The sequence below is a fragment of the Corynebacterium guaraldiae genome (assembly GCF_053480195.1).
This window is the reverse complement of sequence record NZ_JBRBAU010000003.1, coordinates 1-13,811: the sequence shown is the minus strand read 5'-3', so window position 1 is coordinate 13,811 and position 13,811 is coordinate 1. Positions and strand designations below refer to the sequence as shown.

Genomic DNA, 13,811 nt, shown 5'->3' with positions numbered 1-13,811 from the left:
TGGGGCGATGAATTTCGCCACTAACGCCGCAAGGCGCACACTGCTGACCGCCGCCGGGCTCATCATTGGCCTGGTGGGCGTCATCCGCCATGTTCTCCACACGGACTACCCTGTGGACATGATCATTTACCGTGAGGGCGTCCGCGCCTTCATGGAGGGCCGCTCTGTCTATTCTGAGCCCATGTACGCCGGGGATTTGGCGCTCCCCTTTATCTACCCGCCCTTCGGGGCACTGGTCATGGTGCCGCTGACAGCCTTTGACTGGATGAGTGACGCCCTGGCGGGCGATATCATGATCGTCCTCTCGGACGCCCTGGTCTTTGCGTGCCTCTACGCGATCTTCCGCGCACTCAAGGTGCCGCACCTGTGGCCCACCGTGGCGATCGCGTGGGCCGCGGCGATGTTCTTTGAGCCCATCCGCCTCAACAACGGTTTTGCGCAAATCAACATCGTCATCATGGCGTTGGTCATCTTCGATCTCGTCCCCCGCAAACGCAAACTTCCGCAGGGCTGGCTGATAGGCCTCGCGGCAGCCATCAAGATCACCCCGTTGGCCATGCTGCTCTACTTCCTGCTGCGCCGCGAGTGGAAGCCGATCCTCACAGCCTTCGCCTCCGCTGTCGTGGCAACGCTGTTGGCCGCGGCCTACCGCTGGGAGGCTTTTGTCGAATTCTTCAGTTCAAAGCTTCTCGATATGGGCAAGGGCGCAGACTTCGGCGTGGCCACGGACTATCAGTCCAATTCCTCGCTCAAGGGTGTCATCCAGCGACTCTTCACATCCCAGGAAGCCATGGAAAACCACGGCATGCTCATCAACGTGCTGTGGCTCGTGGCTGCGCTCACGGTCATCGGCCTCGGCTCCGCACTCTTCCTGGCACAAATGCGGCGCGGCTTGCTTGTCGACGCCCACCTCACCACCGCCACCATCATGTTGCTCATCTCCCCCGTCTCGTGGTCACACCACTGGGTGTGGCTGTCCCTCATCGTCCCGCTTCTGGTCTACCGCGCATGGTCCTGGCGCAATTCCACCTGGGTCGCTGGCAGCTTGCTGGCTGTTCTCGCGGCTTGGGCAGGCATGCTGCTGACCGTTCCGCCGAAGTGGTGGTTTGGTGACAACATCGATGTCCACGCGATGCCGCTGTATCAGAAGTTCTTGGTCGATGATTTCGTGTGGCTGGCACTCCTGAGCTGGATTCTCTACGCCATCTGCCTCAAAGCTCGAGGCGCTCAATCCGACAAGCCACATACCGAGCTCGCTGCGGCCCAAACCAACTAAGCCCCGAAACGCAAAACTGCCCGTTCTGCCAAAGTTATTCGCCGCGCCTGCGGCGGGCGCGAAAACTTTGGCAACATTGGCACCTCAGCGACGCCATACTATGCGCCCAACTCAGCCCTCAGCTAAATCCTTGAGTGCTGCCAAGTGACCGTCGAAGGCGGTCTTGCCTTGCTCAGTCAAGGCGACCCACACCGAGTCCTTAGCGCGGCTGGTGCCGTATTCGCGGAAGCGAGTCACGTAGCCGGCTTGTTCTAGCGCTCCGAGCTGCTTGGACAGGGAGGCATCGGAAAGCTCCGTGCGGTCGCGCAACACGGCGAATTTCATCTCACGGTTGACGTCTCCTCCCTGCGTGGCACCGAAGGCATTGAGCGTGGCGCAAATTTTAAAGCGGTTGAGCGGGTGGATTATCGGATCGAGCCCACTCATCGCGGCATCCTATTCAGCGCACCGGTGTGCAGCGTCCAAAAGACCGACAGACTGCACAGCACACCCGCGATGCACGAGGCAATAACGTGCCCTTCAACAAAGGGATTGAACAGTGCCGGCAGAAACATAAACCCCAATCCTGCGTAGAAGCGCCAGGTCACATTCCTGGAGGCGTGCGGATCAACCTTCTGACGCATCGAATCCCGCACCCCCGTGCGGTAAAAGACGGCAAGACTCACCAAGAGCGCGAGTACAAGAAGCAGTCCACCAACAAGGACGAGAGGATGGACGTCATCCTTGATCCACATGTAGGCAAACCACGCGCCGTATGCAGCTGATGCGAACAGACTCAGCCAGACGGGCGGTCGCTTCGCTGCGGCCACCTGCTGTTGCTCCTCAAATGCGAGTGCGTCTCGAACATCCTGATCAGACAAAACTAAAGCTCCTCTCCTGCGGCACCAAAGTAATTGTTTTCCATCACGGAAACCAACTTACTTTACGCAATGGAAAACAACAATAGTTGGTGTATAACTGCAGGCTGGGAGCTTAAGTCGGCGCTAAAACTCTTAGCTCAACGGGTTAACGCCAGCGCCAAACCACCAGATAGCCACGAGCGCGGCAACGCCGATGACGATGAAGACCCACGAGGTTGCCAGTGGGCGACGGGTCCAGGAGCGATTGAAGTCAAGGGAGATGAATCCCGGACCGGTGAACTGCAGGGCCACTGCGATAACAAAGAGCACCAGACCCAGCCAGACACTCTCATTCCAGGCAAAGACATCCAACCCGGCACCGGAGGCGTTGAGGCCGTGAATAGCGGAGAAGCCTGTGACGATGAGGCCGAACATAGCGGCCAACGGGGTGACCAGGCCCAGAAGCAGGAAGGCGCCGGCAATGAGCTGGACGGTCGGCACGCCGATGGCCAAGGCCGCCGCCATGGTGTACTCACTGAACTCGTTCTCCAAGCCTGACAGTCCCTCGTTGCCGCCGAGCTTAAAGAAGGTCGAAGCACCCCCCACGAGCAGGTAAACACTGAGCGCTAGGCGCACGAAAAGCAGACCAAAGTCAATGGTGCCGCGGCGGGCCGACGGGTGCTTTTCTTCTACAGCCTCCGCCTCGGTTGCGGTGACTGGCTCAGCCGCAGGGTCAGCCACGGCAACGGCGCTGGGCTCTTCATCAGCCTCAGCCGCCGGCATTGCAGTCGTTTCCGTATCGGTTCCTGCCGTCACCTCCGCGCGTGGGAAAGCAGTAGTTTCAGTTTCAGCATCTGCGGCAGCGCTATCGAAAGACAGGGATTCCTTGGAGGCGCTATCAAAGGTTTCGGTCTTCGCCTCGGGTTCGGCCTCGACGGCGGGCTCTTCAGCCTTCTTTGGCTTGATCACCTGCGGCTCGGCGCGCCCCGGGCGCTGGAAGAGGCTGCTCTTCTTCGGCTTTTCGGCCGCAGCTTCCGCGGGGGTGCTGTCCTTCACGGAGTCTTTGCCCGTGTAGGTCGGGATATCGTCATCAAAGTTGGTGGCTTTATCAGGAGTTTTATCGCTCATACCTCCAACTTAAGGCAGCACAGGACCCTTATGGTGCATCTTTACCGGCGCGGCGCGAAGCTAAAACCGCATGGCCAGCGTTTAAGACGTCTTCGGTGAGATCGGCAAGCAATTCCGACTCCAGCCGCCAGCGTTGCCAGTAGAGGTCGATGTCGAGCGGGAAGTCGTCGAGAAGCACCAGCTCCCCGGACTCCAGCAATGGCTGGGCCTGCAGGCGCGGCACCAAACCCCAGCCCAGCCCGTAGCGCACGGCCTCCACATAGGACTCCGAGGAGGGAATCTGAGATACCCGTGCGCGCAGGACGTGCGAGTCGAGGAAGCGCTCACGCATGGCGTCATCCAACGTGGCGTCGTTCGGCCCGAAACCCACGATCGGCAGCGTCTCCCAGTCCTCGAAGGTCTCCGCCAGCTCCGGCGCGGCGACGGCAAAATAGCGCATGGTACCGAGGTATGTGGATTCGCAGCCAGAGACTGGCGTTTGCTCGCGAGTCACAGCTCCCAGAACGTCGCCACGGCGCAGCATCGCGAGCGTACGGGCCTCATCTTCGATGCGGATGCGCAGCGCCGCCGCACCGCGCTCGGCGGTGCGCTGGATTACGGGACGAAACCACGTGGCCAGGGAATCCGAGTTGATGGCAACGGTCAGTGGCACGCGGGACAACCGTTCAGTAAGCCGCGCATCTGCTTCCGCCTGGACCAGCGCCATGCGCCGCGCGGCTTGGGCGACGATCTCCCCCGCCTCAGTCACGGTGACAGGGGTCCCGCGGCGCAGGAGTATGCGGCCCGTCGATACCTCCAGTGCCTTGATGCGCTGGCTCACGGCCGAGGGAGTGATTCCCAACACAGCCGCGGCACCCTCGAAGGAGCCTTCATCGATGATGGCCAGCAGTGTTTCGGTATGCAGCGGGTTCATGAAGCAATATTAAACCAGATGTAGAACATTTAACTGGACTTCATATGTCGATATACGCACACTAGAAGCCATGTCAGTATTGCTCGCAGGATTTGCGCTGGGCCTGTCCCTCATCATCGCCATCGGACCGCAGAATGCCTACATCATCAAGATGGGTATTAAACGCGACCATGTCGGCCCCATCCTGTTGGCATGCTTGCTTTCCGACGTCATCTTGATCACCGGCGGCACCGCCGGCGTCGGCGTCCTTGTGGAGCGCTTCCCCACCGCGCTCGTCGTGGTGAAGTACCTCGGCGCGGCCTACCTCATCTACTTCGGCTTCACGTGCTTCCGCGATGCCTTCAAGAAGGAACAGGAAGCGCTTGTCATTGAGGAAACCGCACCGGTGGCCCAAGTGGTTGATGAGAATTCGGGTTCCTCTGGGACACCGGGGAACTCGGTGCTCACCAAAATTCGCCCCCGCGTGCGCTCGAAATCCTGGGTCAGGCCCGTCCTCGGCGCATTGGCGCTGACGTGGCTCAACCCCTTGGCCTACGTCGACGCGCTGGTCATGCTGGGCTCCATTGCAAACCAGTATGGCGACCAGCGCTGGGTGTTCGCAGCCGGCGCCATCATGGCCAGCGCAGTGTGGTTCCCCTCCTTGGGCTTTGGCGCCTACAAGCTCTCCCACGTGCTGGCCAAGCCGACGACGTGGCGCGTCGTCAACATCATCATCGGCTGCGTCATGTTTGCGCTAACAGCGAAGCTGTTGCTCCACTAATTTTTCTGTGAGTCCTCGGGGAGGTCCTCATCCTCGGCGGGGTCTCCCACCGCGCCGGTTTCTTCCACCCACGCCTTGATCTCTTCGTCGCTGCGGTCCTGCTCCACGGCGTCGCGCTCGGTGTAGTAGGAGTGATCGTTACGGTTTTCTTCCCACTCTTCCTTGTCGAAGTCGAGCTCCTCGTCCGAATCCAGCTCATCGACCACATCGGAGACGAGATCCTCAAAGAGGGCTTCATCATCCATGTTGGAATCGGCGATCTGCTGACCAATCTCATCGTCGTAACGCGCTGCATCGTACTCCTCATCGGGGTGCAGCTTCAGGTGAAGCAGGGCGCGGATGCGCTCGCGGCGCAAGCCTTCATCCTTGATCTTGCCCAGGGAGCGCAGCCACCCAACCACTAGGATAACGACGAGGACGATGCCCATGTAGCCCAGAACCGGGTACACGTACTGCATGAGCGCCTTGAAGCCGGCGAAGGAAACCGCGAAACCTGCAAGGCAGCCGGCGATAAAGATAATGCGGTACTTGGACTCGTTGCCGGAGGACAAACGCTTACCCAGCGCATAGAACATGCCGATGGCCGTGTTGAAGATCATCAGGTAGATGATGACTGCCATGATGACGCCAAGGACTGGGTGAACGTTGTCCACCAGGGTCAGCATCGGAATATCTGAATCTCCCACATTCTCCGCGTTCATCAGCAAGGAGAAACCAGCGATACCCATGAGCACCGCGTAGACCGCGCCGCCTACGATGCCACCAACGCCGGCCTCGCGCGGGCTGATGTTATCGCCACCGATCACCAAGGACATCGATACAGCCAGAATGAGGGCGAGGCCGTTGTAGTTCAGCGCGGAGACCAACCAATTCGGGATCGGGGACTCAATCGCTTCAGAGGCGCTAATCGCCGCATCAACGCTCTCCGGCATGTGCAGCAAGGTATAGGTGCCCACGAAGAGAACGGCGATGATGATGGTCGGGGTCAAAAGGCCGATAACTTGGGAGACCTTGTCCACGTCGAACATACCCGTAACCATGACAAGCACGAGCATGAGCAACGAACCTACCCACGCAGGCCAACCGAACTGCTGCTCCATGTTGGAGCCAGCACCTGCCAGCATGACAAAGCCCACCGCAAACAGCGTGAGAATCACCGCAACATCAAGAATGCGCGAGATGATCGGGTGGGTAATGTTGCGGAAGACTTGGTTGTGTTCGCTGGCGTGGAAGTAGCTTCCTAGTTGGAGGAAGACTGTACCGGCAAGGGTCATGACCAAACCGGCAACCAGGATTCCCCACATGCCGGGAATACCGAAGGACGTAAAGTACTGGACAACTTCCTGTCCCGTGGCAAAGCCCGCACCCACGAGCAAGCCAATGAAGGACAAAGCGATGCCTACGACGTTTTTATAAGACACGTTTTCCTATCTGTTTTCTAGTTTCTTCTCTTTATGCTTAATGGCTAGCGCATAAAAACGCGCCATACCTTTGATGGAGTACGGCGGCACACTACTACCACGGTACTCCATCATGAAAGGAAAACAGGTGTGCGGCCGTAGAGAGCTTGCTCCAATGGCCGCTAAAGCATGAGGCGGCTCACCTCTTAATGCTCGGCAAACGTAGCGGTATCAATGACGAATCGGAACTTCACATCACCCGCAACGACGCGCTCATAGGCGGCATCGACGTCATCGACGCCGACCTTCTCAATGACCGCTCCCAGGCCGTGCTCGGCACAAAAGTCCAGCATTTCCTGGGTTTCGGCGATCCCGCCAATGTTGTTGCCGGTGAGCACCTTGCCGCCGCCTACCAGGCGGTTGAGGCGCAATGGCAGGGCCTCCGGCGGCAGCCCCACGACAGACATGATGCCGCGCGGCTTGAGCATCCGCAGGTAGTCCTCGAGGTTGTACTCGGCGGAAATCGTGGAGAGGATGAAGTCGAACTCCCCGCGGTGGTTTTTGAAAAAGTCCTCTTCTTCGGTGGTGGCGAGCGTACGGTTCGCGCCCAGCTTCGCGGCCTCCTCAGCCTTGCGCGAGGTGCGTGAGATGACAGTGACATCCGCCCCCTTGGCAGCGGCAATCTGTACGCCCATGTGCCCCAAACCGCCGAGGCCCACGACGGCCACCTTCTGCCCTTCCTTGACGTCCCAGCGAGCCAGCGGAGAGTAGGTGGTAATTCCGGCACACAGCAAGGGCGCGGCGACATCGAAGTCAAGGGCATCCGGAATACGCAGGACGAAATCCTGGTTCACCACGACCTTCTCCGCATAACCACCTTGGGTAATCGTTCCGTCGACGTCGGTGGAATTATAGGTGCCCACACCACCATTAAGGCAGTTCTGCTCCATTCCAGCTTGGCACTGCTCGCACTCGCCGCAAGAATTCACCAGGCAGCCCACGCCGACGCGGTCCCCCACCTGGAACTTGGTGACGTCCTCCCCTACGGCGGACACCACGCCGGCGATCTCATGGCCCACGGTCAGCGGGAAGTACGCCTCACCCCACTCATTGCGGATGGTGTGGATGTCCGAGTGGCAGATGCCCGCGGCCTTGATGTCGATGACGACGTCATCGGCGCGCGGGTCACGGCGCTGGATGGTCACAACCTTAAAAGGTTCGTTTGGGCCTGTCTTTTGGAGTGCTTTAGTAGAAATAGTCATGGCGACCACGGTACCCCGCAGCCGCCTGACCTCGCCTAATGGAAATTTATACCAATTAAGAGAGCTTCTTCGCAATCAGCTTGTTAACCTGCCCCGGGTCAGCCTTACCCTGGGTGGCCTTCATGACCGCACCAACGATGGCGCCGGTGACCTTCTTGTTGCCGGCCTTGTACTTCTCCACGATGTCCGGGTTGGCTGCCAGGGCATCATCAACGGCCTTCTCGATTGCGCCGTCATCGCGCACGACCTCGAGCCCGCGCTTGGCGACGACCTCGTCGACATCCCCCTCGCCTTCGAGGACACCGTCGACCGCCTTACGAGCAAGCTTGGTGGTCAGCTTGCCTTCCTTGACCAGTTCGACCACGCGCGCGACCTGAGCCGGGGTGATATCGAGGGCGCTCAGCTCAACGCCCGCCTCATTAGCCTTACCGGTCAGGTAAGAAACCCACCAAGAGCGGGCCTCATCCGGGCTGGTGCCGGCATCCACGGTTTCGATAATGAGATCGAGCGCGCCAGCGTTGACCAGATCGCGCATCTCCTCGTCCTTCAGGCCCCATTCCTCTTGGATGCGGGCGCGGCGAATCCACGGCATCTCCGGCAGGGTTTGGCGGATCTCCTCAACCCACTCGCGGGAGACAATCACCGGCGGCAGATCCGGGTCGTTGAAGTAGCGGTAGTCCTCCGCGGTCTCCTTCGGGCGGCCCTTCGAGGTCGAGCCATCCGTTTCCTGGTAGTGGCGGGTTTCCTGGACGATCTCGCCACCGTCGACAAGCACCTGCGCCTGGCGCTGCATCTCAAAACGCACCGCCTGCTCGACCGAGCGCAGGGAGTTGATGTTCTTGGTTTCGGTACGCGTGCCGAACTCTTCCTGGCCCACCGGGCGCAGTGACACGTTGGAATCCACGCGCATCGAACCCTGATCCATGCGGGCATCGGAGACCCCCAGCGCCGCGACGAGCTCGCGCAGTGCGGACACATAGGCGCGGGCAACCTCGGGGGCACGCTCACCGGCGCCAATAATCGGCTTGGTCACAATCTCGATGAGCGGAATGCCCGCGCGGTTGCAATCCACCAGCGAGGAGGTCGCGCCATGGATGCGGCCGTCCGCGCCACCCAAGTGGGTGAGCTTTCCGGTGTCCTCTTCCATGTGGGCGCGCTCAATCTCTACGCGCCACTCGGTGCCGTCATCGAGAACGACGTCAAGGTAGCCGTCGTATGCAATCGGCTCATCATACTGAGAGATCTGATAGTTCTTCGGCTGATCCGGGTAGAAGTAATTCTTGCGAGCAAAGCGCGACGATTCCGCAATCTTGCAGTTCAGCGCCAGACCGATCTTGATGGCGCCTTCCACGCCCTTTGAATTCACCACCGGCAATGCTCCGGGCAGACCCAGCGAAACCGGGTCCACGTTGGAATTGGGGGCTGCGTTGAAGTTCGTGGGAGAGGTGGAGAACATCTTGGTTTCCGTATTGAGCTCCACGTGAACTTCCATGCCCATTACGGGTTCGAACTTTTCCAGGACCTCGTCGTAGTCCATCAGGTCATACATCGCAGCAGTCATGCGTGCCATCTTAGTATGTTAACGCGACACCGTGCGCAACCGCCTAACCCAACAAGGTGATGCCGTGCGTAATAAGGATTTTGGCAATCATGGCCGCTGGATACACCATGGCATAGCCCAAGGACACACGCTGATCAGTGCTCGTCCGATTATTCACAAAAGCGAGAACTGCCGGTTGAGTCTGAGCTCCGGCCATAGCACCCGCCGTCTTTGTAGCGCCGACGCGCAGGAATCGGCGCATCACAAAGGCAAACCCGAATGCGACCAGCGTTGTGATGATGATGCCAAGGAGAAGAATCTTCCACCACGCGCCGCCTGTAAAGGCACCGGCGATCTCCCCGCCCGCATTCGTTCCGGCTTGGGCCAAGAAGAGCAACAGTCCGAGCTCGGAAAGAATCGTATTGGCTGAGTGCGGCAATGCGGTCACTGTATTGCCGATTCGCCCAATCCGCGCCATGACCAACGCGACGATGAGAACGCCGGCGGCAGCACCGAGGTTGAAGGAAGATCCGCCCGGAAGCGGGATATCGATATGCCCTACAAAGATGCCAAGGGCCAAGCCGAGGCCGAGGGATACGGGGTTGATATCGGTTAGGCCTTGCGAAGAATCCCCAAGAAAGTTTGAGATCTCGCGCAGCGACTTCTTTGAGCCCACGACGCGCACGCGATCTCCCAGCTCCACGATGTGTTCGGGGATAGCAACCTGATCGTTGTCCGCACGGCGAACGCGCGAAATGCGCGCGCCCCACCGGTCAGACAGCTGGTTGTTCAGCTCCGCAATAGTCAGGCCAGCCAAGCTGTGCTCGGAGATAGTAATGCGACGAAAGTCTAGCTCGTGGCGGTCATCGTTGAGGATCTGCGGGGATTCACGGCCAGCGCGCTCAATGATATTGTCCAGATCTTCCGGGGCACCGACGAGCGTGACCACATCACCTGGGTGCAACACATCGAAAAACTTCGGCAGAACGATGTCATTGCTGCCGACGCGCCGCAGGCGGGTCACTTGCACTTCCCCGTTGCCGATGTCTGCAATCTCTGCCACCGCGATTTCTCTCAAAATCTGCATGTGCTGGCGCGTGACGGGTGACAGGGTGTCGTCGTCATTCCCGGCGTCGCGAAGCACGAGCACCGTGGCCGCGAGCATGCCGATGACGCCGAATAAGTAAGAAACCGCGTAGCCCACGGTTGCTGCGCCGGGATCACCCGTAGCTTCCGACGCCGCCGCCAACGCGGGGGTATTCGTCACAGCGCCGGCAAAAGTACCCGCGATGGTGGCATTCGATAGCCCAAAGACATAAGTGCCCAACCCCCACGCGGCAAGCGCCGCGACGATGAAGACTCCGATCATCGACAGCACTGGGCCCGTCGCGGTTTTCAGCGACTTAAAGAAGGACACCCCAGAATTATTGCCAATGCCAAAGGCAAAGAGCACCAACCCGAGCATTCCCAGAATGGGAGGTACGGAGGCCTCCACACCAACGGCGGAGGCGGCGGCCGAAAAAGCAATACCAAGGAAGAGAACGGCGGCCGCCCCTAAGCTAATTCCCCGGGTTTTGATGCCGCCGAGCGCCATGCCGATGCCAATCAGCAAAAACACCAACAGGACCGGCTGCTCAGCAAGGAAAGCTAATACGCTTGTCATCGAAACCTTTATTAACTATGGGCGGCCTTGTCGCGGCGTTTAACCGAAGAGGGCTTGCGCGTTGGCATAGCGCTTTGCCGGAACCACCTTCAGCTTGCCCACGGCATCCTCGAGCGGGACGAGGTCGATGTTTTCACCGTGGAGGGCGACGCACATTCCGGACTGACCATTGTGCGCGGCACGGGCGGCGTGGGTGCCGTAACGGGTTGCCAGGACGCGGTCATACGCCGTCGGCGTGCCGCCGCGCTGGATGTGGCCGAGGACCGTCGTGCGCACGTCGTAACCGGTGCGCTTCTTGATCTCATCACCGATGACCTGGCCAATTCCGTTGAAGGTCTGGTGACCAAACTGATCGACACCGCCCGCTTCGAAGTCCATGGTGCCTTCCTTGGGAAGTGCGCCTTCGGCGACGCAGATGATGCCATACTTCTCACCCATCTGGAAGCGGCGTTCCATCGCCTTGGTGATATCTGCGATATCGAATGGGACCTCGGGGATCACCGTGTAGTGCGCGCCGCCGGCCATGCCTGCATGCAGCGCAATCCACCCAACGTGGCGGCCCATGACCTCCACGATGAGGATGCGGTTGTGGGACTCAGCAGTGGTGTGAAGGCGGTCAATCGCATCGGTGGCCACGGACACGGCCGTGTCGAAACCGAAGGTGTAGTCCGTTGCATTGACGTCGTTATCGATGGTCTTTGGAACGCCGACAACTGGGATACCGTTGTCAGAAAGCCACTTAGCACCCTTGAGAGTTCCCTCGCCACCAATGGCGACGAGCGCATCAACCTCAGCATCGGCCATATTGGCCTTGATGGTGTCCAGCCCAGCCTTGAACTTATCTGGGTGGAGGCGGCCAGTACCAAGGATGGTTCCGCCGCGAAGGAGGATGCGGTCAATTTCAGCGTCGTCATAAAGGTCACGGCGTCGGTCTTCCATCAGACCAACCCAGCCGTCCTCGTAGCCGACGACCGTATCGCCGAACTCGTTGGATGCGGTGCGAACGACCGCGCGGATAACAGCATTCAGACCGGGGCAATCACCACCGGATGTCAGTACAGCAAGACGCATGACATCCAATCTACTCGCTTCCCTATTGGCTCGCAGTCTCCACACCAGCGTGCAGGGTATCCCGGAAGAAGAGCGAAGCAATACACCCGACGAAAAGGATCGCAGCGATAGCGACCAGCGAGTCCGCCGCGCCGGCGACCTGCATGACTGCTGATACACCGGCCACACCAATCACCGAGCCCACCTGTCGCGATGTGTTATAGACACCGGAAGCAGCTCCCATGAGATGTGCATCAATATCGCGCATCGTCGTCGCGGCATTGGATCCCCAAATAAAGGACTGTCCCGCCCCCAAGGCCGCACATGGCAGGCTCAGCCACCACCCCGAAACACCCGCGTGCATGAGGAACCACAGCACGGCGAAAGTGGCAATCAACATGCCGAAGCCCGTGAGCGCTAATAGTCGTGGATGCAGCCTATCTGCCAAAATGCCCGCTAGCGGTGACACGCACAAAGAAACCAGAGCCATCGGCGTGACGATCATTCCGGCATCTCCCGCCGATAAACCCTGCTCGACCTGCAACCACATCATGATCGGAATCATCATCGACGCAGCCATAAAGCCCATGGACACGATGGCCACCGTGCCCACGGAGTAGTTACGGTCCTTAAACAACCCAAGCGGAACGAGCGCTGCCGCCCCACGGGATGATTGCAGGCGCACGAAGATAGCCATGCCGACAATTCCGGCGACGAGGAGGGCCCAAATCCACCACGGCCAGCCAGTCTCTGGCCCTTGTTGCACCGCAAAGACGAAGCAGGTCAACGCGACAAACGACGCCCCTACCGACACGAAATCAATCCTTCCGGTCGCCGTCGGCAAGGCAGGCACCCACAGGCCGGAAAGAACAATCGCTGCAATGACAATGGGAATGTGGATCCAAAAGACCGCCTGCCACCCAAACGCGGCTACGACGAAGCCTCCCACTAGCGGTCCAGCAAGAGTGGCCAGCGAACCCACCACGCCCCAGGCACCCAGCGCACGGCCGCGCCGCTCACGAGGGAAAACACGGTTGATCACCGCCATGGTCTGCGGCATCTGAATGGAGGCACCTAGGCCTTGTAGCGACCGTGCGGCGATGAGAAACTCTACGGATGGCGCCAGCGCACAAAGCAGTGCACCAAGGCCAAAGAGTCCGTTGCCGAGCTGAAACATTCGCTTCTGCCCGTAGATATCCCCTAGCCTTCCAGTAAACAGAAGAGGCACAACCACGGCGAGCAAATAGATGGCGGAGACCCACAGCACCTGATTGACGTCGGCGTTGAACTCACGACGGACGTCGGGAAGCGCAACGGCAATCATGGATTGGTCGAGCAACGACATGAAGAAGCCGAGTGACAGCGCCGCCATGGCGAGCCAAGCTTGCTTTTCTGACGTGGGCGTTGCTACGTGGTTCATGGAGGGAAGTCTAGCCACCGTCCATGCAGGCGGCCTAAACTGAAGCGCATGGGAATGATTGACATCAAGAAACCACAAGACGTATCGACGGCCGCGACCGTCTCTCTGGGCCTGATTGGCGGATGGCTCACAGCTCGGGAAACTGGAATCCGCCCGCTAGGCGGCGTAGTGCTCGCCGCCGCTGGCGTCTGGGCCGGACGCAGCTGGTGGGCTAAGACGAACCCCGCCACTACGGCTGGCCTGGCTGCCCTATACACCGGCGCGTTTGGCCTCTCTCACCCGCTGGCTAAGAAGATTGGCTCCTGGCCGGCAGTCCTGACCGTCACCGCCGCAAGCGCTGGCGCTGCCTACGCGCTTTCCGACGCCCAGTAGATCCCCACGCCCCACGTGCCGCCAACAACGCACGTGGGGTTTTGATTGTTTTCTCCTCTTAGGCGGATTCTAGTGGTCGTGGAAACACGGTTTTAGATTTCGGTGGCATAGCCTAGCAGTTCGGCCATTTTTTCGGCTGGTTTGGCAAAGCCTAGGGTTGCGCGTGGTCTGTCGTTGAGTTGCATGGC

Annotated in this window: 13 protein-coding genes; 3 read left to right on the top strand and 10 right to left on the bottom strand. The window is 59.7% G+C overall.

The window, feature by feature from the left end; genetic code table 11:
* Positions 1-7: 7 nt before the first annotated feature.
* Positions 8-1,276 (top strand): glycosyltransferase 87 family protein, encoded by a 1,269-nt coding sequence (locus tag ACUY3D_RS03025; protein WP_269948201.1) that lies wholly within the window; start codon positions 8-10, stop codon positions 1,274-1,276.
* A gap of 111 nt (positions 1,277-1,387) precedes the next feature.
* On the opposite strand, the gene ACUY3D_RS03020 is transcribed toward ACUY3D_RS03025, so the two are convergent.
* The 4 genes from ACUY3D_RS03020 to ACUY3D_RS03005 all read right to left on the bottom strand — a co-directional run bounded on the left by ACUY3D_RS03020 (position 1,388) and on the right by ACUY3D_RS03005 (position 4,156).
* A complete protein-coding gene (locus ACUY3D_RS03020) occupies positions 1,388-1,702 on the bottom strand; it encodes a transcriptional regulator (RefSeq protein ID WP_143335064.1) in 315 nt (104 codons plus the stop codon).
* A complete protein-coding gene (locus ACUY3D_RS03015) occupies positions 1,699-2,136 on the bottom strand; it encodes a hypothetical protein (RefSeq protein WP_143335577.1) in 438 nt (145 codons plus the stop codon). Before ACUY3D_RS03015 ends, ACUY3D_RS03020 begins: the two co-directional genes overlap by 4 nt.
* Before the next feature lie 132 nt (positions 2,137-2,268).
* On the bottom strand, positions 2,269-3,243 hold the full coding sequence (locus ACUY3D_RS03010) for a DoxX family protein (RefSeq protein WP_144269108.1): 975 nt from the start codon (positions 3,241-3,243) through the stop codon (positions 2,269-2,271).
* 28 nt (positions 3,244-3,271) lie between these two features.
* Positions 3,272-4,156 (bottom strand): LysR family transcriptional regulator ArgP, encoded by an 885-nt coding sequence (locus ACUY3D_RS03005; protein WP_448240334.1) that lies wholly within the window; start codon positions 4,154-4,156, stop codon positions 3,272-3,274.
* Between the two features lie 70 nt (positions 4,157-4,226).
* Between ACUY3D_RS03005 and ACUY3D_RS03000 the strand changes: the two genes are divergently transcribed.
* Positions 4,227-4,916, top strand: a complete 690-nt coding sequence (locus ACUY3D_RS03000) for a LysE/ArgO family amino acid transporter (protein WP_269948200.1) — start codon at positions 4,227-4,229, stop codon at positions 4,914-4,916.
* Here the strand turns inward: ACUY3D_RS03000 and ACUY3D_RS02995 are convergent.
* From ACUY3D_RS02995 to ACUY3D_RS02970, 6 genes are all read right to left on the bottom strand, one after another.
* Positions 4,913-6,337, bottom strand: a complete 1,425-nt coding sequence (locus tag ACUY3D_RS02995) for a YkvI family membrane protein (RefSeq protein WP_269948199.1) — start codon at positions 6,335-6,337, stop codon at positions 4,913-4,915. The genes ACUY3D_RS03000 and ACUY3D_RS02995 overlap by 4 nt on opposite strands.
* Positions 6,338-6,522: 185 nt before the next feature.
* Positions 6,523-7,578, bottom strand: coding sequence for an NAD(P)-dependent alcohol dehydrogenase (locus tag ACUY3D_RS02990; RefSeq protein WP_448240333.1), 1,056 nt, complete (start codon positions 7,576-7,578; stop codon positions 6,523-6,525).
* Positions 7,579-7,633: 55 nt separating this feature from the next.
* The gene (gene gatB, locus ACUY3D_RS02985; protein ID WP_196189557.1) at positions 7,634-9,148 is read right to left on the bottom strand and encodes an Asp-tRNA(Asn)/Glu-tRNA(Gln) amidotransferase subunit GatB; all 1,515 of its coding nucleotides are present in this window, start codon (positions 9,146-9,148) and stop codon (positions 7,634-7,636) included.
* Between the two features lie 34 nt (positions 9,149-9,182).
* Positions 9,183-10,781: an aspartate:alanine exchanger family transporter gene (locus ACUY3D_RS02980; protein WP_070564279.1), complete on the bottom strand. Its 1,599-nt coding sequence runs from the start codon at positions 10,779-10,781 to the stop codon at positions 9,183-9,185.
* A 39-nt stretch (positions 10,782-10,820) separates the two neighbouring features.
* A complete protein-coding gene (locus ACUY3D_RS02975; RefSeq protein ID WP_070524457.1) occupies positions 10,821-11,852 on the bottom strand; it encodes an ATP-dependent 6-phosphofructokinase in 1,032 nt (343 codons plus the stop codon).
* A gap of 22 nt (positions 11,853-11,874) precedes the next feature.
* The gene (locus tag ACUY3D_RS02970; protein ID WP_269948196.1) at positions 11,875-13,251 is read right to left on the bottom strand and encodes an MFS transporter; all 1,377 of its coding nucleotides are present in this window, start codon (positions 13,249-13,251) and stop codon (positions 11,875-11,877) included.
* Positions 13,252-13,299: 48 nt separating this feature from the next.
* Here ACUY3D_RS02970 and ACUY3D_RS02965 point away from each other — a divergent pair, with 48 nt between their 5' ends.
* Entirely contained in the window at positions 13,300-13,623 is a 324-nt protein-coding gene (locus ACUY3D_RS02965) for a hypothetical protein (protein WP_070533064.1), read from the top strand.
* Positions 13,624-13,811 lie beyond the last annotated feature (188 nt).

Excerpts from the sequence above, each read along its gene's own strand:
- ACUY3D_RS03025 (WP_269948201.1), top strand. The coding sequence starts at position 8 with ATGAATTTCGCCACTAACGCCGCAAGGCGCACACTGCTGACCGCCGCC.
- ACUY3D_RS03020 (WP_143335064.1), bottom strand. The coding sequence starts at position 1,702 with ATGAGTGGGCTCGATCCGATAATCCACCCGCTCAACCGCTTTAAAATT.
- ACUY3D_RS03010 (WP_144269108.1), bottom strand. The coding sequence starts at position 3,243 with ATGAGCGATAAAACTCCTGATAAAGCCACCAACTTTGATGACGATATC.
- ACUY3D_RS03005 (WP_448240334.1), bottom strand. The coding sequence starts at position 4,156 with ATGAACCCGCTGCATACCGAAACACTGCTGGCCATCATCGATGAAGGC.
- ACUY3D_RS03000 (WP_269948200.1), top strand. The coding sequence starts at position 4,227 with ATGTCAGTATTGCTCGCAGGATTTGCGCTGGGCCTGTCCCTCATCATC.
- ACUY3D_RS02990 (WP_448240333.1), bottom strand. The coding sequence starts at position 7,578 with ATGACTATTTCTACTAAAGCACTCCAAAAGACAGGCCCAAACGAACCT.
- gatB (WP_196189557.1), bottom strand. The coding sequence starts at position 9,148 with ATGGCACGCATGACTGCTGCGATGTATGACCTGATGGACTACGACGAG.
- ACUY3D_RS02980 (WP_070564279.1), bottom strand. The coding sequence starts at position 10,781 with ATGACAAGCGTATTAGCTTTCCTTGCTGAGCAGCCGGTCCTGTTGGTG.
- ACUY3D_RS02975 (WP_070524457.1), bottom strand. The coding sequence starts at position 11,852 with ATGCGTCTTGCTGTACTGACATCCGGTGGTGATTGCCCCGGTCTGAAT.
- ACUY3D_RS02970 (WP_269948196.1), bottom strand. The coding sequence starts at position 13,251 with ATGAACCACGTAGCAACGCCCACGTCAGAAAAGCAAGCTTGGCTCGCC.
- ACUY3D_RS02965 (WP_070533064.1), top strand. The coding sequence starts at position 13,300 with ATGGGAATGATTGACATCAAGAAACCACAAGACGTATCGACGGCCGCG.